The organism is Granulosicoccus sp. 3-233, assembly GCF_052681095.1.
The window spans coordinates 265710-286576 of the sequence record NZ_JBQYLE010000010.1 but is presented as its reverse complement, the minus strand read 5'-3'; the positions used below and the strand labels follow the sequence as shown (position 1 = coordinate 286576).

Here is a 20867-nt window from a genome sequence, read left to right as displayed (position 1 = left end):
CATCGCCTACGCACTTGCCTGGTCGGTGCGCTGATTTCACTGACCACATTGGCAGCTCCTGTCATGGCTCACGAATATCGCCTCGGCGATATCGAGGTCATGCACCCTTTTGCGCCACCGACACCGCCGGGTGCACCGATGGCTGCAGGGTATCTCGAGATCATCAACCACGGTCAGCATGACGAACGCTTTCTGGGAGGCGATGTGACATTCGCCCATGAATTGCAATTGCACGAGACGACCGTGGAAGGTGATGTCAGCCGCATGCGTCAGATCACGGACGGTATGCTGATTCCTGCTGGTACGACGGTGAAGTTTCAGCCCATGGGCAAGCATCTGATGTTCACTGACCTGGCGGAACCTCTGGTGGACGGCGACCGCAAGAAGGCGACTCTGACTTTCGAGAAGGCGGGCGAGCTGGAGGTGGAATTTGCAATCGAGCATGCTGATGCTGCGTCCACGAGCCATGACGACATGAACCACGGTGACATGAAACACGGGGAGGAGAGTCAGGAGGAAATGAAGAAGGACAAGGCGCACAAGCATCATTAAGAGCGAAACCTGCAAGGGGCTGCAAATGCGCTCCTTGCAGATGTCCCTGCTCTGGCGACCCGCAGTGCCGCAGCGTGTCTGCCTCGATGCTGCAGACAGCGGCTCTGGTCTGTCATATTCCCGTGATGACAGTGTGCGCAGAGTCGGGAATACTTGGCAGCCTGTCTCCACCACGAGTATGACGATTTCATGGGTTTTCTCCGCACGTTTCTGAAGATCGGTCTGTTGTCTTTCGGTGGACCCGCTGCGCAGATAGCCCTGATGCATCGCGTGATCGTCGAGGAAAACCGGTGGCTGGATGAAAAGCAGTTTCTGAATGCGCTGAGTTTCTGCATGCTGCTCCCGGGGCCTGAGGCCATGCAACTGGCCACCTACGCTGGCTGGCGACTGCAAGGCGTCAGAGGGGGCGTTCAGGCAGGGCTGCTTTTCGTGGTGCCGGGAGCTGTCGTGGTGCTGCTGCTGGCCATTCTGTATGTCTATCTGGGGAATACCCCGCTGATCAATGCCGCTTTTCTGGGCATCAAGGCTGCGGTGCTGGTCATCGTGTTGCAGGCATTGTTGCGAGTCTCGCAGCGTGCTCTGAAGGGAGGCATGCATTACGCGATGGCAGGTTGTGCCTTCATCGGAATCTTCTTTCTGCAGCTGCCGTTCCCATTGATCATCGTGGTCGCCGCTCTGGTCGGTGCCTGGCATGCTCACGTGCCTCGCGAGGCACATGCCCCGATGTCCTTGCCGGATGGAGCCGTTCGCAGCAGCCTGGTGGATACCGCGAAGTGGTTGCTGATCTGGTGGCTGCCGGTCGTCGCGCTGTGGTGGCTGAGTGATTCGGACATTCTGCTGCAGCTGGCATTGTTCTTCTCCAAGCTGGCCGTCGTGACCTTCGGTGGCGCCTATGCCGTACTGGCGTACATGACGCAGGATGTGGTTGTGCAACAGGGTTGGCTGAGTACCGTCGAAATGATGGATGGATTGGGACTGGCCGAGACGACTCCCGGCCCCTTGATTCTGGTTACCGAATTTGTCGGTTTCGTGGCAGCCTTCCGGGATGCCGGTCTGGCCACGGGGCTGGCAGGCGCGCTGGTGGTCTTGTGGGTGACCTTTGTTCCCTGTTTTCTCTGGATCTTCGTGGGTGCGCCGTATATCGACTGGCTGGGGACACAACCCCGATTGCAAGGCGCCATGAGTGCCATCACTGCAGCCGTCGTGGGTGTGATACTCAATCTGTCAGTGTGGTTTACGCTGCATGTCATGTTCGGGCAGGTTTCGGAACAATCCCATGGATGGTTCTCGTTGTGGTTGCCGGAATGGGGGACGCTCGATTGGCGAGTGCCCGTGCTGGCGGTGTTCTGCGGCTATTTGCTTTTGAGGCGCGAGTGGAGTGTACTGAAGGTCCTGGCGGCGGCATCGGTCGCCGGCCTGCTGGTGTCGACCCTGTAGAACATGCTGATATCGCTTGCAGTAGAAAATTACCGCTCCCTGCAATCGCTGGTCATGCCGCTGTCGCGCCTGACGGTAGTCACCGGTGCCAATGGGGTGGGGAAATCCAATCTGTACGGTGCACTTCGCCTGTTGGTGAACGCTGCTCGTGGCGATGTCATCGCTGCGCTGGCACGGGAAGGTGGCCTGCCCAATGCCATGTGGGCAGGGCCGGAGACCATCAGTCGCGCCATGGAACGAGGAGAGGTGCCGGTGCAGGGAACCCCCAGAAAGGCACCGTCTCGCATCCGGTTGGGCTTTGGCGCCGAGGAGTTCGGCTATCTGCTGGAGTTGGGAATGCCGACACCGCAGCATTCATCGGCATTCAATCTGGATCCCGTCATCAAGCGCGAATGCATCTGGCACGGTCCGGCCTGGCGACAGGCATCCTTGCTGGTCGATCGCAAGGGACCCATGATTCGGCGTCGTGTCGCGCGCAAGTGGCAAGTGGTAGCCACCGACATGTCTCAGCACGACAGCCTTTTTGATCATGCGGGAGATCCGACCAGTGTGCCCGAGGTGTTCCGCCTGAGAGAGACTCTCCGTCAATGGCGCTTCTATGCCGATTTTCGTACGGACATCGATGCACCGGCACGCCAATCGATTCCCGCAACCCGCACACCGGTACTGCATCACGACGGACGTGATCTTGCTGCGGCCCTCCAGACCATCATCGAGGTCGGTGATGTGGAGGCACTGCATGATGCCATCGACGATGCCTTTCCGGGGTCGGTTCTGAGTGTGGAGTCACCTGGTGCCGGGCGATTGCAGGCGTCGCTGAAGCAGCCTGGTCTGCTGCGTGCACTGGGCAGCGCCGAATGGTCGGACGGCACGCTGCGCTACGTCTTGCTGGTGGCCGCGCTATTGACACCGAGACCACCTCCGCTGATGGTACTGAATGAGCCGGAAACCAGTCTGCATCCGGAGCTGATCGCACCGTTGGCAAGATTGATCACGAGTGCCAGCAATCAGTCACAGGTCTGGGTCATCAGCCACTCGAGCGAACTGGTCAGGCTTCTCGAGTCGCGTGAGCAGTCGGTGAATCATGTTCTGGAAAAGTCTCTGGGGCGAACCCGCGTGGCCGGTCTCTCGGATCTGGATCAACCGGCATGGCGCTGGAGCTGATCCGGCCAGTCAGAAAGGGTGACTGGCGGTGGCGTGGGGACATGTTCAGCGGATGTGCGGAACCGAACCCTCAGGTCAGGCGATTACGCGTTTTCCCGCAACGCTTGCAACGCTCAATCGTCACCAGTTTTCCTTGCCTGACATCGAATCGGGACTGTTTCTGAATTTCCCACTTGTGGTGATTGTTCAGACACAGTGAACTTTTCCTCGCGGCCGGTTTTCGGCCGAACGGTATGACATCGCCCATGGGAAGCTGGTCTGCTGCGGCTATGCGCTGACTGTACACCCTGCAGCCTGACACGGTTGTGAATTGCAGCGAAGTTGCGACAGCTGGGTCGTGGACAGTTGGCCAACAGCACTCAACCACTTGTTACGCTCAAGGCATCCTCACCGCAAAAAGCAATGCGTCTCCCCGGACATCTACTTTCGCTGCCGTGTCGTGCCGTGTCGTGCCCGCTTGCCTGCCAGTTACCGTTGGGCAAGGAAATATCTTTCGTGAAATCTGCCTGATTTGAACCGCCTTGCGGTTGGGTGTAGTGTGTAGACAAGTCTGGCAACGGATCTGTGGCGTGAGTGAACGAACTCGATACCGTTGGCACAGTGGGTCATGTGCCACCTTGCCATCTGCCGCAGGTATTCCGACACTCCTGCGTCTGGCAGTCTTGTCGCTCTCGGTGGCAGCAGCGGGTAATACGCTGGCTCAGGATACAGCTGTGTCCCCGACGGAGTGTCGCTGTCGGGCTCCCGATGGGCAGATGCAGGCCTTGGGTACCGTGCAGTGCGTGACCATCGTTGGCCGACAGAGCCTGGTGCGCTGCGAAATGTCGACCAATACCCCCTACTGGAACGAGGTCGAAGGGGTCGAGGGCTGCCCGGACGCCTGATCGAGCAGGCATGGCCGGATTCAGGCTGCAGCTAGTGTTGGCGCATCTCCGACAGACAGTGTCTCCACACCGGATGGCTGCGCTACCTGAGACCAGAGGCGCGCTGCCAGTGCGGCGAGTGCAGTATTGCTTTCCTCCGGACTCAACGTGCTGTTGACACGTTGCAGGCAGAATTCTGCCAGTTCCCTCGCCACGTTCGGATAGATGATGCGTGAACGAGGCGGTGTGGAATGGATGAACTTGTCCAGATTGAGCACGCTGATCTGACGAGCGACGGTTGCCAGTTGCAGCTCTTTCAGTGCCATGGCATTGGCTGTCTGTTCGAACTGTCCGTTCAAGGGCTTGGTCAATACCGGTTTGCCCAGATAGAGGGCCTCGGTAATCAATTCGAAGCCGGTGTTGCAGATCACCCGATTGCAGCGTTGCAGGTGATGATGGAAGCCGTTTTTCGACAGGGGATAGATCGAGACGTTACGGCATTGTGTTTCCTGTGCGGCTTCAGGGGAATACACGACAAAGTGCTCGCCGCGCAGTTGCTGGAGCAGAGCGACGGTTTCCTGCTGGTCCTCGAACGGAAGGTAGACCAGGGTAAAGCTCTGACTGTTGCTGATCGGGCTGAGCTCGGTGTCGATCATCGGTGGCAGTGTCAAACGCTCGTAAGGGTGCCAGTGGAAGCCGATGCGCTGGTTGGCCGGTGTGAAGTGGCGAACGATCCACTTGGCCACGAAATCACCTGGCGGGCATGGCGCCTTGCCTGTCAGTGCATATTGATGGCCCAGGGCCAGCGCCGGGGTTCCTCGCAGCTTCGCGGCCCAGGCGGTCGTGGGTTCGAAATCGCTGATGACCAGACTGTAGCGATCGGTACGCAGGGCGCTTACTTCACTGGCATACCGAAGTGGCTTGCTGCTCTTCAAGGTCTGCCATTTGCGAATGCGACCCTGACGCGTCTTGAAGCTCAGACCTGTTCCGTACTGCTGCCTTGCGAATTCTTCCATGTCGAAATAAGCTGCCCGGGCTCGGCCACTGAACAGATAGTCCACCTGCACACCGAGTCTGGCGAATTCGCCGGACATGAGACGCGCCCGACTGATGTGTCCATTTCCCGTTCCCTGGACACCATAGAGTATGGATGGTTGGTTCATGCACTTCTCCTGCGTTGAACGACAGAGAATCGAATCCTGGTCCTGCCAGGCGGAGGTGAAGGGGGCGGAGTCAGAGAATGGTGGTCAGTTCGAGACTGGCGATGCCCAGGCCGAGCGTGGCGCCCGCCAGAATGTCCGATGGGTAATGGACGCCGAGAATCACTCTTGAGGCGCCCACTCCGGCAGCCCAGATGAGCAGGCAGGCGCCGAGAATGGGAAAATGCTGGTAGATGATGGCCGCATACAGTGTGGCTGCGGAGGTGTGGCCGCTCGGAAAGCTGAACTTGTCCGAAGCCACCACCAGGGCTGTGAAGGCATTCAGGGTCTCGGCCGGTCGCTGGCGGCGCAAGGTATTCTTGGCAACGAAATAGATGCAACGCTCGATCAGGAAGAGAAGCGTCAGATGCCAGGCAAGCTGCCGATAGACTGGATTGGACAGGCTGTAACACACCAATATGGTAATCACCGGCAGATAGCCATCGCCCGTGCGCGACAACATTCTGGCGGCTGGAATCACCAGACGACGCTCACGCTGCAGAAATGTCCATTGGAGCACGCCGCAGTCAGCTTGTTGGAGCATGTTCAGTATTTTCATGAATGCAGTATCGGAAGCCAATATGACTTTCGGGTGAAGCTTTCATGTCCGTTTGATGATGTGTGAATCCTGTTTGTGACAAACCTCCCATTGGCGTTGCGCGATTCGATCAAATATACTCAGCGCATCTGTGGCTCCTCAAGATATTCAACCCAAGGTCAGCGCGTGAATACACCGACAGAGCAAGTTTTCGGAAACGCGCACATCGTGTTGGCAGGGTCGGTGGTCTTTGGCAGTGTCCGCGTGGTCGACGGCCTGATACGAGAGATCGATGAATCACCGGAAACCGGGCGAGCTTCCTCGGTCATGACGGTCGATTGTCAGGGCGACTTCCTGATTCCCGGGCTGATCGAGCTGCACACGGACCATCTGGAAACCCATTATTCTCCTCGCCCCGGGGTACGCTGGGGCATGAAGGCGGCCATTCAGGCACATGATGCGCAGATTGCCGCGGCGGGCATCACCACCGTTTTCGATTGTTTGCGAATGGGGATGGAGGACGAGGATCAGTTCGAGACCGGGGAAATGCGGCGGCTGGCCACGGCTCTGCGGGAAGCCCGTGATCAGAACCGCTTGAGAGTCGAACATCGTCTGCATTTGCGTTGCGAGGTGTCTGCCAGGGACATGCTGAGCGACTTCAGCGAGTTTGCCGAGGATGCCGATGTGGGGCTGGTGTCCATGATGGATCACGCTCCCGGTCAGCGCCAATTCACCTCGATGGAGGCCTTCAAGCTCTATCACCAGTCCAAGCACAAGATGTCGGATGATGTCTACGACCGATATTTCGCTTCTCGTATTGCAGGCTCCCGGAAATACTCGGACAGGAATCGTCGGGCATTGGCCGAACAATGCGTCGAGCGAGGCGTGGTCATGGCCAGCCATGACGACGCCACTCTGGCGCACGTCGAGGAATCGATCAGATTCGGAGTGCGTCTGGCCGAATTCCCGACCACGCTGGAAGCGGCCAAGGCTTCGCATGATGCTGGCCTGGGCGTCCTGATGGGAGCGCCCAATGTGGTACGTGGACGATCACACTCGGGTAATGTGGCTGCGCGTACTCTGGTGGAAAACCGCTGTCTGGATATCCTGTCCTCGGACTATGTACCAGCCAGTCTGCTACAGGCTGCCTTCTCGTTGGCTGAAGACTCCAGGTTGATGGGTATCCCCGAAGCCATTGCCACGGTAACCGCCAATCCGGCGCGCTTCATCGGTTTACACGATCGCGGTGAGATCGCCCCCGGATTGCGTGCCGACCTGGTTCGTGTGGCCTACCTCCCGGAACAGGATCCGGCACCCATCGTGCGCAGTGTCTGGCTCAAGGGCGAACGGGTTTCCTGACGGAAAAGGCTCGTGGCAACAGGACTTCAGCTGCTGCTCAGTGGATAGCTGTGCAGGCTGACAAAGGGTGCCGTGCGGGATGACTGTTCATGAATGGCCAGTTGATCCAGCAACGGTGTGTCATCGACCTGCTGGCGGAAGCTGTCCTGCAGCCAATCGAGATAATCCTGATCCTGTTCACCGATACCGCCGGTGAGCGTCATGTGGAAGCGAAACTCTTCGTCCACATAGGGATAGCCGAAACGATTCAGTAATGTCAGTTGTCGATCACTCAGCGGCTGTTGCCGACGGCGTTGCAGGTCCGCCTCGGACAGGGCACGACGGAACGGTTCGAAGGTCTCGACAACGCGCATGGCAAATCGGCTGAGCGAGGCGGGTTGCTGATCGAGGGTCAGAGCTGCAAAATCTGACAGCCTGCGTGGTCGCAGACCGGTCAGAGGGATTGCCGCCTGGCCTTTCGCGAATTCCTCCACCTGCTGTCTCAGGTCCTCGATGGAGTAACCCTCGGCCAATTCGAACGGAGCCTTGAGTGTGGCATGGAAGCCATAGTGAGCCGGGGACTTCGTGAGTTCGAGCCAGCGCTGCCTGTCCGGATGCGGGCTGGGAACATCGTCCTGGCGAGGCTGGGTCGCGGTACGCCCGAGTACGGTTTCGCCGAACCTTGCCAGTTGTGACTCGTCATGGGGCGCAAAATACAGTGCGTAGCGAGTACTCATGCCGGTTCAATGTGCTCAGCGCGTGATCTGAAGGGGTTGGCGGATACCCTCGGGACTGGCTCTCACCCTGAGCTCGTACACGCTGCCGCTCTGCAGTCCGATGAACCGTATCGGCTCGCGTGCAAAGGTCCGGGTCGGAAAGAAACCAATGACATCGGTGTCGATGACCACCGCGCAACCGGGTAATGTCTGGGAATCATTCAACAGCTTGATCGGTTCCGGCATCAGAACGGCACGCTCATAGCCATTGCGAAGATGCAGCAGAAGTGGCTCACCGGTGTAGCGCGCCTTGCGAAACTCTACCCACTCTCCCATGGGTCTGACATCGGTCGGCATGCTGGCGCCACTACCGTTCACCTCGGCCTGACTGCCTGTAGCAACCAGATAGAGGCCGAACAGTGCGTTCAGCACCACAAGTCTGATACATCTTGAAACAACCATGGGCATATATTGCCGATTACAGAACCTGAATACGATCAGTCAACTGTACCGAGTATGAGCAGCTTGCGCAGCAGTCTTTTGGCAACAGCCGATTTTGCAATTTCTGCAATACAGGTCCGGGCTGATCTGCATAGCCGGGGCGTCACGATATTGGCAGGTCAGTCCTTTCCGGACAGGCAGTCGGTCAGCGTGTTTGCAAGATTCCGCATCAGCTCGCCATACAGACTGGCTCCGGGCTGCAGGTCGCTTCCCAGCGGATCCAGAACGCCGCGTCTGACATCCAGATCATGTGCGATGGTGTCTACCATGCGTTCACTGAACTGGGGCTCGGAGAACACACAGATTCCCGGGTGTTCACTGACGAGGTCGCGCAGTCTGTCGAGTTGGCGAATACCGGACTGCGTGCCATCACTGAGACTGATGGCAGCTGTCGCCGGCAGCTCGTACTGATCTTCAAAGTAGTGATAGCTGTCGTGAAACACGACAAAGGGGTTGCCGCGCAGGCCGTCGAATTGCGATTCGATAGTCGTATCCAGAGTGTTCAATGCCTGAATACCCAGTTCGGCATTGCCCTGGTAACTGGCGGCGTTGATTGGATCCAGCGCCGAGAGCCGATCGGCAATCAGCTGCAGCCACAGCCGGGCGTTGTCCGTCGACAGCCAGCCATGAGGGTCGGTCGAGTCGCCATCATCATCATGGTCATGATGATGGTCGATATGATGAAATTCGGCAGACTCGCGTGCAGGCAGACGAATGCTGTGTTCATCGGCCAGCAGTTCCAGGGATTCCAGGTCGGGTGCCAGCGAATCCATGGCCTTGGGAAGCCAGGGTGTCAGACTGGCACCGGTCCAGACGATGAGGTCAGCCTTGCGCAAGAGTCGGGCTTCCGAGGGGCGCAGCGCGTAGTCGTGGGGGCTGGCACCGGAACGCAGCAACAGTTCGGGTTCGCCATTGTCACCCAGGACGGTTGCCACCAGAGAATTGATGGCCGGAATGTCGGTGGCGACCAACGGGGCAGCCCATACCGGTTTTACGATGACCAGGGCGCAGGCCAGAGCCATGGCAAACAGATGGCGAATCATGATCTTGTTCTGCTTCAAAGATGTTATGTTATATCAATACTGCGTTTCAGGGGAATACCCTATGGCGAACAGCCGGAAAAACGTGAACTCCGTCGTCGGTTTTTCACATCACGATCACAAACATTGCGTCAGTCACGCTCTCAGGCAGGCTGATGACTATTGCCGACTGAATAATCTGCGATTCACCAAGGTGCGGCGTCGCACGCTCGGTATCCTGCTGGAAAGCCATAGTGCCATGGGAGCCTACGACGTGCTGGAACGACTGAAAGGCGAAGGCCTGGGTTCCAAGCCACCTATCGCCTATCGGGCGTTGAGCTTTCTGCTGGAAAACGGATTCATCCATCGGATAGAACGGCTCAACGCCTATATTGCCTGTTCTCAGCCGGGATCGTCGCACGAACCGGCCTTTCTCATCTGTACCGGCTGCAAGTCCGTGGCGGAAACGGCAGTCAGTTCAGCCGGAAGCCTGACCCAATGCGCCAGGGACAGTGGTTTCGAGATCCAGCATACAACGCTGGAGGCAGAAGGTCAGTGCCCCAGTTGCCAGCAGGATGCCGCCCGGTAATGACAGCGGCCTGTTTGATGGAGGCACGCGATATCAGCGTGCGTCATGGTACGGAAACGGTGTTGCAGAACGTCAGTTTCGCGTTGCACAAGGGGGAGATCGTCACCATTGTCGGACCCAACGGATCCGGCAAGTCGACCATGGTGAGAGCGTTGATCGGGGCGGTTCCGGTATCCGGCGGTGAGGTTCTCAGGGCGTCCGGCTTGCGTATCGGCTATGTGCCGCAACGCCTGCACATGGAACGCGCACTGCCGATGAGTGTTCGTCGATTTTTCGACCTTCCCCGGCGAGTCGGCAAGCAGGCACTGGCAGGTGTGCTGGAGAAAGTGCAGGTAGGCCATTTATTGCAACGGCAGCTCATCGATCTGTCCGGTGGTCAGTTACAGCGGGTTTTGCTGGCTCGGGCCCTGTTGGACAAGCCGCAGGTATTGGTACTCGATGAAGCAACGCAGGGACTTGACCAGAGCGGTTCCGCCGATTTCTATCGGCAGGTGGAAGCCGTGCGCAATGAGTTGGGCTGTGCGGTACTGATGGTCAGTCATGAACTGCATGTGGTCATGAGCGCGTCGGACCGGGTGATCTGCCTCAATGGACATGTCTGCTGTCAAGGAACACCAGAGGTGGTGTCCTCGCAACCCGAGTACCGTGCCCTGTTCGGTACGCATACCCAGGGTGCACTGGCTCTCTATCGGCACGAGCACGATCACAGCCATACTCACGACCACGACCACGACCACGACCACGACCACGACCACGACCACGACCATAGCCTTGGGCATGGGCATGGGCATGGGCATGGGCATGGTGACAGTCTCGGAGCGGTTCCGGGCAGTGACGACAGACCGTCGCGGGGAGCTGCATCCTGATGCTGGAGAGTTTCGTGGTTCGGGCTGCGCTGGCAGGGACTGCCGTGGCGTTGGCAGCGGCGCCCATCGGTTGCTTCGTGGTATGGCGTCGCATGGCCTATTTCGGTGATGCGACAGCGCATGCAGCAATACTGGGCGTGGCGCTGTCGCTGGCCTTCGAGCAATCGATCTTTGCCGGTACTCTGGTGGTGTCCGTATTCATGGCCTATGTGGTCTCGACGCTCAGCTGGCGAGGCTACGCCATGGATACGTTGCTGGGCGTGCTGGCGCACTCTGCACTGGCCTTTGGCCTGGTGGCCGTGTCTTTCGTCCCGGGGGTCAGGGTTGATCTCAACGCCTATCTGTTCGGCGACATTCTGGCGGTCAATGCAACCGATCTGCTCATCATGTGGGTGGGCGCCATGCTGGTCTCCGGACTGGTCGTCTGGCGCTGGTCGGCACTGTTGCTGACAACGCTGAATGGTGAATTGGCTCATGCCAGCGGTATCGATCCGAGGCGAGAGCAGTTGCTGCTGACCTTGTCTCTGGCGATTGTGGTGGTGGTGGCCATCAAGGTCGTCGGTGCCTTGCTGATCACTGCCCTGCTGATCATTCCGGCGGCTGTGGCCAGACCACTGAGCAAGACCCCTGAACGAATGGCGATCTATGCGGTACTGGTGGGTGTGCTATCCATTCTCAGTGGGTTGACCGCGTCCTGGTACATGGACACGCCAACCGGGCCAACCATCGTCTGTGTCAGTGCCATACTGTTTGTCTGCACCAACCTGTTGCCCGTGGCCTGGCGGCGCAGCTGAGTCATTCGGCTTGAATCTCAAGATTGCCCAGCTGGAAGCGTTCGTGTGGGTGGCTGACCTGGGCAGTTTCAGACGAGCGGCCGAAAGGCTCAGCACCACTCAACCGAATATCTCCACGCGTATCTCCGCACTCGAGCAGGCACTGGATGTGACGCTGATGGAACGAGATGCGGGATCGGTACGTCTGACATCCAAGGGGGTCGAACTGCTCGATCATGCCCGACGTGTGCTGCGCAGCGCCGAGGCCTTCCTGGAGGCATCCGGTCAGGCTGCCTTGTATGAAGGCGTGCTCAAGCTGGGGGTCAGTGAGCTGATCGCGCACACCTGGCTGCGTGAGTTTCTGAAGACACTGAAACGGGAATACCCGAACATCCTGGTGGAATTGACGATTGATCTGTCAGCCAATCTCAGGAACGAGCTGTATTCACGTTCCATTGACATGGCGTTTCAGAATGGCCCTTTCGAGCGTCAGACCAGTGGTCAGGAGACGCTGGGCACGTACCGCTGGATCTGGGTCGCAGCGCCGGAATTGCCCGGTCTGGACGGTAATGATGTGAGTGTGGAGCAGCTGCTGCGCTATCCCGTCCTGACGCATGCGCGGGATACACGACCCTACGAGGAAGTTGCCGGGCATTTCAGGTCGCAGCGAGCCGCTGCCGCCCGTCTGGTACCGTCCAGCAATCTGGCGGCCTGTCTGCACATGAGCATCGATGCAATGGGTATCGCGAGCATGCCCGTATCCATGGCACGCGACTACATCAAGGCAGGCCAGCTGCGGCAGGTGCACTACCACTGGACGCCCGAGAGTCTGATGTTTCTCGCTCGTTACGATGCGGCACGTTCACCGGCCTTCGTGGCACAGGCGGCGCGGCTGGCCAGAAGGCAGGCCCGGCAATACGTGGAGCGGTACGGGGAGAGCTGGGAAGAGTCCTGATGGTTGACGCTATGAACCGAGCCGGCCGTACTGAGGATACTCGCCGACAAGGAAATTGAATGTCGATGTCTGGCCGCAATCGTGGCGAAAGGGCGAAAGGGCGAAAGGGCGAACGGGCGAAAGGGCGAAAGGGTGAAAGGGCGAACGGGCGAACGGGCGAACGGGCGAACGGGCGAACGGGCGAGACGGGCGAGACGGGCGAGACGGCTAGAGGAGCCGGCCGGGTACGGTCGCTGTTTCCATGCTGAATCGACCAGGCAAGGATAATGATCCTTGATGCTTATCATGAATTAAAATAATTTGATCCAATCGTATGACCGACATAATCTAGGCCCACTTTCAGTCGCGGGTGAGTGCGAAGGACGTATGGACAAGACAACTGTACGCATGGGCGTGGATATCGGTGGCACGTTTACCGACGTCGTGCTGGAAGTCGCGAAGGAGCAGTATTCCACCAAGGTGCTGACCACCTATGCAGCACCTGAAGACGCCATCATCGACGGCATGCAGCAGGTGTGCGCCAAGGCCGGAATCGTGCCTGGTGACATCGGCCAGATCATTCATGGCACCACGTTGGCAACCAATGCCCTGATCGAGCGCCGCGGTGCCAGAACGGCATTGATCACGACCACGGGTTTTCGGGATGTCATCGAGATGCGTACCGAATCGCGTTTCGAACAATATGATCTGGACCTGACCCTGCCCGACCCCCTGCTGCCTCGGCAGCAGCGATACACCATCACCGAACGTATCGATGCGCGAGGGAAGGTGCTGATCGAACTTGACAACGATGAACTGGATACCCTGGTCAGTCAGATCGAGCAGGCCGGTTACGAGAGCGTGGCCATCGGGCTGATTCATTCCTATCTCAACGATGTCCATGAGCGTCAGGTGCAACAGGCGCTGGCCAGTCGATTGCCGGGGGTCATGATTTCGCTCTCCAGCGAGGTGTCTCCACAGATGCGTGAATACGAGCGCTTCAACACCGTGGTTGCCAATGCCTACATCAAGCCATTGATGAAAAGTTATCTGGGGCGTCTACAGGGGCGCCTGCAGCAGGCAGGTGTGGATTGCGCCGTCTTTCTGATGCATTCCGGTGGTGGCATCATCTCCATCGACAGTGCGGCAGAATTTCCGGTGCGCCTGGTCGAGTCCGGTCCAGCCGGAGGTGCCGTGTTCGCTGCGCATATTGCTGCCCGCTACGGGCTGGACAAGGTACTGTCCTTCGACATGGGGGGGACGACGGCCAAGATCTGTCTGATCAAGAACCAGACACCCAAGACCAGCCGAGTCTTCGAAGTTGCGCGTACCTATCGCTTCAAGAAAGGATCCGGCATGCCGATCTCCATTCCCGTCATCGACATGGTGGAGATCGGTGCAGGCGGAGGATCCCTGGCCTCGGTGGACTCGATGCATCAGATTCGGGTCGGACCCCATTCGGCAGGCTCGGAGCCGGGACCGGCCTGCTATGGCCGAGGTGGGGACAAGCCTGCAGTGACCGATGCCGACCTGGTTCTCGGCAAGCTCGATCCGGACAATTTTGCCGGTGGTTCCATCCGCTTGCAGGTCGACAGTTCCACTCGGGCCCTGCAGGCGGTTCTGGGCCAGCCACTGGCGATGGATGCACAAACCGCAGCCTATGGTCTGGTGGAAGTGGTTGATGAGAACATGGCCAATGCCGCTCGTGTTCATGCCGTGGAAAATGGCGAGGATCTCACCGAGTACACCATGATTGCCTTCGGTGGCGCAGCTCCATTGCATGCGGCCCGCCTGTGCGAAAAGCTGGGAGTGGATCGCCTGCTGGTGCCGCCGGGCGCGGGCGTCGGTTCGGCCATCGGTTTTCTGCGCGCACCTTTCAGCTTCGAAGCCAATCGGAGCCAGTACATGAAATTGTCGCAGCTGAAGCCCGAGGTGGTCAGCAGACTGCTGCAGGAACTGGAGAACGAGGCGACTGCCTTCGTGCGCTCCTGTGACGGACAGGCCGAGATTCACACCGAGTTCAAGGCCTATATGCGTTATTCGGGGCAGGGATGGGAGATTCCTGTCAGCCTGACAAACCAGCAGGCCAGGCAACCGGATGCCGCCGCCTATCAGCAATTGTTCGAAGCGGATTACCGCGCCCTGTTTGGCCGGGTGGTCGATGGCATGGATATCGAGATAACGGTCTGGGCCGCCAATGCCAGCACGCCAGCACATGGTGTCTCGCCGATTCAACGGGTGGAGGGCGGTGAAGATGCATCCGCCAGAGGGACGCGCGCTGTCTTCGATGCCGCCGTGGGTGAAGTGGTCAAGGCCGACGTGGTATTGCGCAGCGACATGCAGACCGGGCAGCGGGTCTCTGGTCCCGCGGTCATAACCGAGGATGAAACCACGATCATCGTGCCGCTCAGCCGGCAGGGCATACGCCAGGCAGATGGGTGTATCGATCTCCTGCCACAGGCCGACAATCAACGCAGGAGTGCATCATGAGCAGACAACTATCCACTGTTGCCTTGCAGGTCATGTGGAACCGTCTTGTCTCGGTGGTGGAAGAGCAGGCCCAGGCACTGGTGCGTACGGCGTTTTCCACATCGGTACGTGAGGCGGGGGATCTGTCTGCCGGGGTTTACGATCGTCAGGGGCGCATGCTGGCGCAGGCGGTGACCGGAACTCCCGGACATGTCAATGCCATGGCCGATGCGGTGCCGCACTTCATTCGTCGCATCGGTATCGACAACATCTTCGAGGGTGATGTCTATATCACCAATGATCCCTGGGAAGGTACCGGACATCTGCATGACATAACCGTAGTCACACCCTCCTTTCATCGTGGCGAATTTGTCGGCTTCTTTGCCTGCACTGCGCACATCGTGGACATTGGTGGTCGAGGTTTTGGTGCCGATGCCAACTCGGTCTATGAAGAAGGTCTCTACATCCCGATCATGAAACTGATGGAAAGAGGGGCGCTGGATCAGACCCTGATTCATATCGTGCGTGGTAATGTCCGCGAACCCGATCAGCTGGTGGGGGACATCCATGCATTGGCCACCTGCAACGAGATTGGTCATCGCCGCCTGGTCGACATGATGCAGGAGTTCGACCTGGCTACGCTTGAGGAGATCGCCAGCTTCATTCTGGAAAATTCTCGGCGAGCGACACTCGAGCGCATCAATGCCTTGCCCAAGCGCAGCGCGCACGGTGAGATGAGGATCGACGGATTCAGCAGACCGATCGACCTCAAGGTCCGAGTCGACTTCGAGCAGGATCACATTCTGTGCGATTTCGAAGGCACATCCGGACTGGACAGAAAAGGCATCAATGTGCCGATGGTCTACACCAAGGCCTATGCCTGTTATGCGCTCAAATGTGCGATAGCACCGGAGATACCCAACAATGCCGCCTCACTGGTGCCCTTTGAAGTGGTCGCGCCGGTGAATTCCATCGTCAACGCCGTGCATCCGGCACCGGTCGCCTTGCGCCATGTCATCGGGCACATGGTGCCTGACACGGTCTATGCGGCATTGGACAAGATACTGCCCGATACCGTGCCGGCCGAAGGCGCTGGTACCTTGTGCAACTTTCAGGTATCACTGCGGCCAAGAACCGATGACATCAGCGACCCTGATGACATCGCTGCCCGAGCATCTGCGCGCCGCTCGGAAGTGCTGACCTTCAATTCCGGCGGCTCGGGCGCACGACCAACACAGGATGGCATGAATGCCACGGCATTTCCGTCTGGCGTCATGACGATGCCGATCGAGGCAACTGAACATACGGGGCCGGTCATCATCTGGCGCAAGGAACTACGGCCTGACAGTGGCGGCGAGGGCAAGTATCGGGGCGGCCTGGGGCAGTACATGGAAGTGGGAGCGGTCGAGGGGCACGAGTTCGACTTCCAGGCGATGTTCGATCGCGTGGATCATCCTGCGCGAGGTCGTCAGGGTGGTGGCAATGGCGCGCCCACCGTCATTCATCAGGATGATGGCACGCCCATGCAGGGCAAGGGCAAGCAGTTCGTGCCGCACGGAAGACGCGTCATGCTGGCCTTCCCTGGCGGCGCCGGCTATGGCAAGGTGGAGGAACGGGATCCGGCGCTGGTGCGACGTGACCTGGCGAGAGGTTATATATCGGCTGACATGTGTCGGCAGAGATACGGGTTCAGTCAGGCAGACATCGATGCCGTGCTCGAGGCGGTGCGTTGCGGTGAGGAAATTCAATGAAAAACATGACAACTCAGGCCCCGTTGAAGTCATCTTATGATGTCGTCATCGTTGGAGGGGCCATGTATGGTTCCTCGGTTGCCTGGTTTCTGACCGACAATCCGGATTTCAATGGGTCGATTCTGGTGGTGGAAAGGGATCCGAGCTACGAATTCGCGTCCACGTCACACACCAACAGCTGCATGCGTCAGCAGTTTTCCAACGAAACGAATATCCGCGTGTCGCAGTTTGCCGCCGAGTTCGTCAAGAACTTCCGTCATTTCATGGGCGATGACGATCGGGTGCCGGAACCGCGGCTGCACAGCTTCGGGTACATGTACCTGGCGGACAATGAAGACTTTGCCAGGACCCTGAAGGAGAGTCAGCAGGTGCAGCAGAGACTCGGTGCCGGAACCCGGTACATGACGCCTGCCGATATCCACAAGGAGTATCCCTTCTATTTTCTCGATGACATAATGGCCGGCAATCACAATCTGATCGATGAAGGCTACTTCGATGGCAATACGCTCTTCGACTGGTGGAAACGATCGGCCAGAGAGCGCGGTGTGGAGTACCTGTGCAATGAGGTGGTGTCGATGCAACGCAATGCCAGCGGCACTCGCGTGGACAGCGTCACGTTGCAGAGTGGGGAGACCATCAGCTGTGGCATCGTTGTCAATGCATCCGGGCCACGGGCTGTGCTGACCTCACGCATGGCAGGCATCGAGATACCCGTGGAGCCGCGCAAGCGTTACACCTTCATCTTCGATGCAGAGCAGCCACTGGATCGGGACTTGCCGTTGACGATCGACCCCTCCGGCGTACACTTTCGTACCGATGGGCAATACTACATGGCTGGTTGCCCACCGGATGAGGACCCTGCTGTCGACTACGATGACTTCGTGCAGGACCATTCCATCTGGGAAGAGAAGGTCTGGCCCACTATTGCTCATCGTATTCCGCAGTTCGAAGCCATCAAATTGATCAACTCCTGGGCTGGTCATTATGCGTTCAACACCTTCGATCAGAACGCCATTCTGGGGCCGCATACGCAAGTCGGCAATTTCATTTTCGTCAATGGCTTTTCCGGACACGGCTTTCAGCAGTCACCGGCCATGGGGCGCGGTACCGCCGAGTACATCACCTATGGCGAATATCGCAGTATCGATCTCTCCCCATTCAATTACGAACGTGTGGCACGCAACGAACGGTTCGTCGAACGAGCGGTCATCTGATGAGCCTCACAGGCAGATGCAGGGGCTCGATCATGAGGGGCTGACTGTCGACACACAGACAGCGATGATGGCAACAGGTGTTGATATCATCGTTTTCACTCGGACAATGTCCGGCGATCTGCTGGTGGAGGCCATGCATCGTCTGGCCGATTGCCGTTCCGGATTGACACTTCAAAGAGACTGAACATGAAACTGGTACTGACAGGGGCGGCTGGCCGTCTCGGCTCGTGGCTGCGCGAACCACTGACTCGACTGTGTGACGAGCTGGTGTCCACCGATATCGCAGACGACATCGGCAAATGCTATGACGGCGAACGCTACGTCAAGGCCGATCTGGCCAGTCTGGATGACATGATGGCTGTGCTGGAAGGCGCGGATCAGGTTGTGCATTTCGGGGCTATCGGCGACGAGGCACCCTTCGATACGATTCTCGGGCCGAATATCATTGGCGCCTACAACGTCTGGGAGGCTGCATTTCAGAACCAGGTTCGGCGGGTGGTCTACGCCAGTTCCATCCATGCCGTGGGAATGCATTCCAGAACGGAATTCATCGGCACGGATGCACCGCATCGGCCGGATACCTTCTATGGCCTGGCCAAGTGCTTTGCCGAGGACCTGGCAAGCCTGTACTGGGACAAACGGCAGGTGGAGTCAGTATGCATGCGCATTCTGAGTTGTGCGCAGGTGAACAATGCGCGCGCTCTGGGCAGCTGGCTGTCCTATGACGACCTGATACATCTGGTCGAACAGTCGATCAATACGCCAAGCACCGGTTTTGCCGTGGTCTACGGTGTGTCCAACAACGATCGAGTGCCGGTGGACAATGCGCGAGCGAGCTTTCTGGGCTATCGACCGCGAGACAATGCGGAACAGTTCGCCAGCGAGGTGCTGGCAAACGAGCCAGAGCAGGACCCGACTTCACTGGCCCATCGCTGCCAGGGAGGACCGTTCGCGGCGGTGGAACTGGGCAACAGCGGTGTGGCATCCATGAACATCGTGCAGGACGCCAGGAAGACCTGATCCTGTTGTATCCCGGCAAGCAGCGGTCAGGACTTCAGCGGTGGGTCGGACCGCTCGACTGCGGAGGCATGTGGGTGGTCATCGCCAGCAACAATATGCCAATCATCAACGCATTCAGCAGGTGCCAGAGAAAGTGCGTACCGATGCCGTGCGTGATCTCGCAGGCGATCAGGTCGGTCGTTCTGCATGCCAGCGCCAGGGAAAAGATCAGGGTGGCGGCGGCAAGATGTACTCTGGCTGGATGTCTGTTTCGCCAGGCCAGGAGGGTGAATACCAGCAGTGCTGACCATGCCGGGGCATACTGGAGGGAGCCGTTCAGTGGCCTGGTGGCATCCGGATTGGCGCTGACTGTGTCATTGCCGGTGAACTGGGACATGCCGACGATCAGAGCGATGGCTATCAGGGCGATCCGCACGGTCTTCGCCAGATCATGCTGGCAACCGCGATAGATGGTCAGCAAGACAAAGCCGGCCACGAAACTCCAGATGGGTACGACGTCGGCAAGTTCCGACCAGCTGTTTGCGAAGGTGTGAAACAGGAAAGAGCCGACGCCGATGAGTGCGGCCAGTGCGATGACCAGCAGTTCCCAGATATCCCCATTCCCTCGACGGCGGCGGCTTCGCCAGGCCACGGCCGCTGCCAGCAGGAAGCCGACATTGCTCAGAGCATTGAGTGGTTCGTTCCAGAAGCCGGCCGCCGTTCGTTCGCAATACAGATCAATCAACACGTGCGCGAGACTCCCGAGGCTGGTAGCGTGTAGTGCAGCAAGGCACGACCGTTTGTCGGCCGATTGTAGCCAACTCAGGGGATGCAGGTTGATGAAGACTCGTCAGGCAATACTCGAACGCAGCAGCAGCTTCGCCCGGAGATTGCAACTGCGCGTACCGATCTTGCTGGCTCCGATGGCAGGTGCCTGCCCGGTGTCGCTGTCGGTCGCCGTGGCCAATGCCGGTGGCATGGGAGCCTGCGGTACATTGCTGATGTCACCGACGCAGATCAGCGACTGGGTACTGGCATTTCGCGAAAGCTCGAACGGCTGCTTTCAGCTCAATAACTGGATTCCGGACCCGGTGATGGCTGCGGAAGCCATGCAGGAAAGACAACTGCGGACCTTTCTTGCCTCATGGGAGGCCGAGATGGGGGGCTCGGACTCGCAGGAGGCAAGCTCGGCAACACCGGATTTCGAAGAGCAGTGCGAGGCCATGCTGGCCGCCGAACCCGCCGTGATCTCCTCGATCATGGGCGTCTACCCGGAACCCATGGTGGCAGAAATGAAGCATCGTGGAATTCTCTGGTTTGCCACGGCCACCACGGTGGCGGAAGCGATCGAGGCCGCAACTGCCGGGGCCGATGTCATCGTGGCTCAGGGGATGGAAGCCGGTGGCCATCGAGGAGCTTTCAACCCGGCGGATGCCGAGACGTCACTGGTTGGCCTTTTCTCCCTGCTGCCAGCCATCGTGGATGCCGTGGATGTGCCGGTTGTGGCAACGGGTGGTATCAGTGATGCCAGAGGGGTGGCCGCGGCGCTGATGCTGGGAGCCTCGGGGGTACAGGTCGGTACCGGATTTCTACGCGCCGACGAATCGGGTATCGCGCCTGTCTGGGCTGATGCCATCGCCCGTACAGCGCCAGAAGATACCGTGGCGACGAGAGCCTTCAGTGGTCGGCTGGGGCGCAGCATCAGGACACGCTACGTCACCGAAGCCAGCGCTGCAGGGGCACCTGCGCCAGCACCCTATCCGATGCAGAGGGCACTGACGAAAGGCATGCGCGATGCGGCGACACGAGCGGGCAATCTCGACGGCATGCAGGTCTGGGCCGGTCAGTCCTCGAAGCTGGCCCGGGCAGCACCGGCAGAGGTCATCGTGGATGACTTGTGGCTTGGTGCGCTTGACAGGCTGACGTAACCGGGCAATCGTTCGCT

General features: G+C 58.9%; 20 protein-coding genes. 14 read left to right on the top strand and 6 right to left on the bottom strand.

Annotation, left to right across the window (positions count from 1 at the left end; translation table 11 throughout):
• Positions 1-63 precede the first annotated feature (63 nt).
• The 4 genes from ACUNV4_RS23430 (at position 64) to ACUNV4_RS23415 (ending at position 4037) form a co-directional block, all read left to right on the top strand.
• Positions 64-552: a copper chaperone PCu(A)C gene (locus ACUNV4_RS23430; protein ID WP_430881061.1), complete on the top strand. Its 489-nt coding sequence runs from the start codon at positions 64-66 to the stop codon at positions 550-552.
• A gap of 189 nt (positions 553-741) precedes the next feature.
• Positions 742-1989 carry a chromate efflux transporter gene (gene chrA / locus ACUNV4_RS23425; protein WP_430881060.1) on the top strand — a complete coding sequence of 416 codons (1248 nt, stop codon included), beginning with the start codon at positions 742-744 and terminating at the stop codon, positions 1987-1989.
• A gap of 3 nt (positions 1990-1992) precedes the next feature.
• Positions 1993-3153 (top strand): AAA family ATPase, encoded by a 1161-nt coding sequence (locus ACUNV4_RS23420; protein WP_430881059.1) that lies wholly within the window; start codon positions 1993-1995, stop codon positions 3151-3153.
• A 569-nt stretch (positions 3154-3722) separates the two neighbouring features.
• Entirely contained in the window at positions 3723-4037 is a 315-nt protein-coding gene (locus tag ACUNV4_RS23415) for a hypothetical protein (protein WP_430881058.1), read from the top strand.
• Positions 4038-4057: 20 nt separating this feature from the next.
• Here the strand turns inward: ACUNV4_RS23415 and ACUNV4_RS23410 are convergent, their stop codons facing one another.
• A complete protein-coding gene (locus ACUNV4_RS23410) occupies positions 4058-5179 on the bottom strand; it encodes an MJ1255/VC2487 family glycosyltransferase (RefSeq protein WP_430881057.1) in 1122 nt (373 codons plus the stop codon).
• Between the two features lie 70 nt (positions 5180-5249).
• Positions 5250-5759 (bottom strand): phosphatase PAP2 family protein, encoded by a 510-nt coding sequence (locus ACUNV4_RS23405; RefSeq protein ID WP_430881056.1) that lies wholly within the window; start codon positions 5757-5759, stop codon positions 5250-5252.
• Positions 5760-5939: 180 nt separating this feature from the next.
• Between ACUNV4_RS23405 and ACUNV4_RS23400 the strand changes: the two genes are divergently transcribed.
• Positions 5940-7112, top strand: coding sequence for an alpha-D-ribose 1-methylphosphonate 5-triphosphate diphosphatase (locus ACUNV4_RS23400; protein ID WP_430881055.1), 1173 nt, complete (start codon positions 5940-5942; stop codon positions 7110-7112).
• 26 nt (positions 7113-7138) lie between these two features.
• Here the strand turns inward: ACUNV4_RS23400 and ACUNV4_RS23395 are convergent, their stop codons facing one another.
• The 3 genes from ACUNV4_RS23395 to ACUNV4_RS23385 form a co-directional block, all read right to left on the bottom strand.
• The gene (locus tag ACUNV4_RS23395; protein ID WP_430881054.1) at positions 7139-7828 is read right to left on the bottom strand and encodes a DUF1045 domain-containing protein; all 690 of its coding nucleotides are present in this window, start codon (positions 7826-7828) and stop codon (positions 7139-7141) included.
• Positions 7829-7843: 15 nt separating this feature from the next.
• Complete coding sequence (locus ACUNV4_RS23390) at positions 7844-8239, bottom strand: hypothetical protein (protein WP_430881053.1); 396 nt, start codon at positions 8237-8239, stop codon at positions 7844-7846.
• 188 nt (positions 8240-8427) lie between these two features.
• Positions 8428-9351, bottom strand: a complete 924-nt coding sequence (locus ACUNV4_RS23385) for a zinc ABC transporter substrate-binding protein (RefSeq protein ID WP_430881052.1) — start codon at positions 9349-9351, stop codon at positions 8428-8430.
• An 82-nt stretch (positions 9352-9433) separates the two neighbouring features.
• On the opposite strand from ACUNV4_RS23385, the gene ACUNV4_RS23380 reads away from it, so the two are divergent.
• From ACUNV4_RS23380 to ACUNV4_RS23345, 8 genes are all read left to right on the top strand, one after another.
• Positions 9434-9916 (top strand): transcriptional repressor, encoded by a 483-nt coding sequence (locus tag ACUNV4_RS23380; RefSeq protein WP_430881051.1) that lies wholly within the window; start codon positions 9434-9436, stop codon positions 9914-9916.
• Positions 9916-10782 carry an ATP-binding cassette domain-containing protein gene (locus ACUNV4_RS23375; RefSeq protein ID WP_430881050.1) on the top strand — a complete coding sequence of 289 codons (867 nt, stop codon included), beginning with the start codon at positions 9916-9918 and terminating at the stop codon, positions 10780-10782. The genes ACUNV4_RS23380 and ACUNV4_RS23375 overlap by 1 nt, the downstream gene beginning before the upstream one ends.
• Positions 10782-11576 (top strand): iron chelate uptake ABC transporter family permease subunit, encoded by a 795-nt coding sequence (locus ACUNV4_RS23370; protein WP_430881049.1) that lies wholly within the window; start codon positions 10782-10784, stop codon positions 11574-11576. The genes ACUNV4_RS23375 and ACUNV4_RS23370 overlap by 1 nt, the downstream gene beginning before the upstream one ends.
• 10 nt (positions 11577-11586) lie before the next feature.
• Positions 11587-12510 (top strand): LysR family transcriptional regulator, encoded by a 924-nt coding sequence (locus ACUNV4_RS23365; RefSeq protein WP_430881048.1) that lies wholly within the window; start codon positions 11587-11589, stop codon positions 12508-12510.
• Positions 12511-12876: 366 nt separating this feature from the next.
• A complete protein-coding gene (locus ACUNV4_RS23360) occupies positions 12877-14979 on the top strand; it encodes a hydantoinase/oxoprolinase family protein (RefSeq protein ID WP_430881047.1) in 2103 nt (700 codons plus the stop codon).
• On the top strand, positions 14976-16709 hold the full coding sequence (locus ACUNV4_RS23355; RefSeq protein WP_430881046.1) for a hydantoinase B/oxoprolinase family protein: 1734 nt from the start codon (positions 14976-14978) through the stop codon (positions 16707-16709). The genes ACUNV4_RS23360 and ACUNV4_RS23355 overlap by 4 nt, the downstream gene beginning before the upstream one ends.
• The gene (locus ACUNV4_RS23350; protein ID WP_430881045.1) at positions 16706-17923 is read left to right on the top strand and encodes an NAD(P)/FAD-dependent oxidoreductase; all 1218 of its coding nucleotides are present in this window, start codon (positions 16706-16708) and stop codon (positions 17921-17923) included. The genes ACUNV4_RS23355 and ACUNV4_RS23350 overlap by 4 nt, the downstream gene beginning before the upstream one ends.
• A gap of 186 nt (positions 17924-18109) precedes the next feature.
• Complete coding sequence (locus ACUNV4_RS23345; protein WP_430881044.1) at positions 18110-18943, top strand: NAD-dependent epimerase/dehydratase family protein; 834 nt, start codon at positions 18110-18112, stop codon at positions 18941-18943.
• A gap of 34 nt (positions 18944-18977) precedes the next feature.
• Here ACUNV4_RS23345 and ACUNV4_RS23340 read toward each other — a convergent pair whose 3' ends face one another.
• The gene (locus ACUNV4_RS23340; RefSeq protein ID WP_430881043.1) at positions 18978-19670 is read right to left on the bottom strand and encodes a ceramidase domain-containing protein; all 693 of its coding nucleotides are present in this window, start codon (positions 19668-19670) and stop codon (positions 18978-18980) included.
• A gap of 91 nt (positions 19671-19761) precedes the next feature.
• Here ACUNV4_RS23340 and ACUNV4_RS23335 point away from each other — a divergent pair, with 91 nt between their 5' ends.
• Positions 19762-20850 (top strand): NAD(P)H-dependent flavin oxidoreductase, encoded by a 1089-nt coding sequence (locus ACUNV4_RS23335; RefSeq protein WP_430881042.1) that lies wholly within the window; start codon positions 19762-19764, stop codon positions 20848-20850.
• Positions 20851-20867 lie beyond the last annotated feature (17 nt).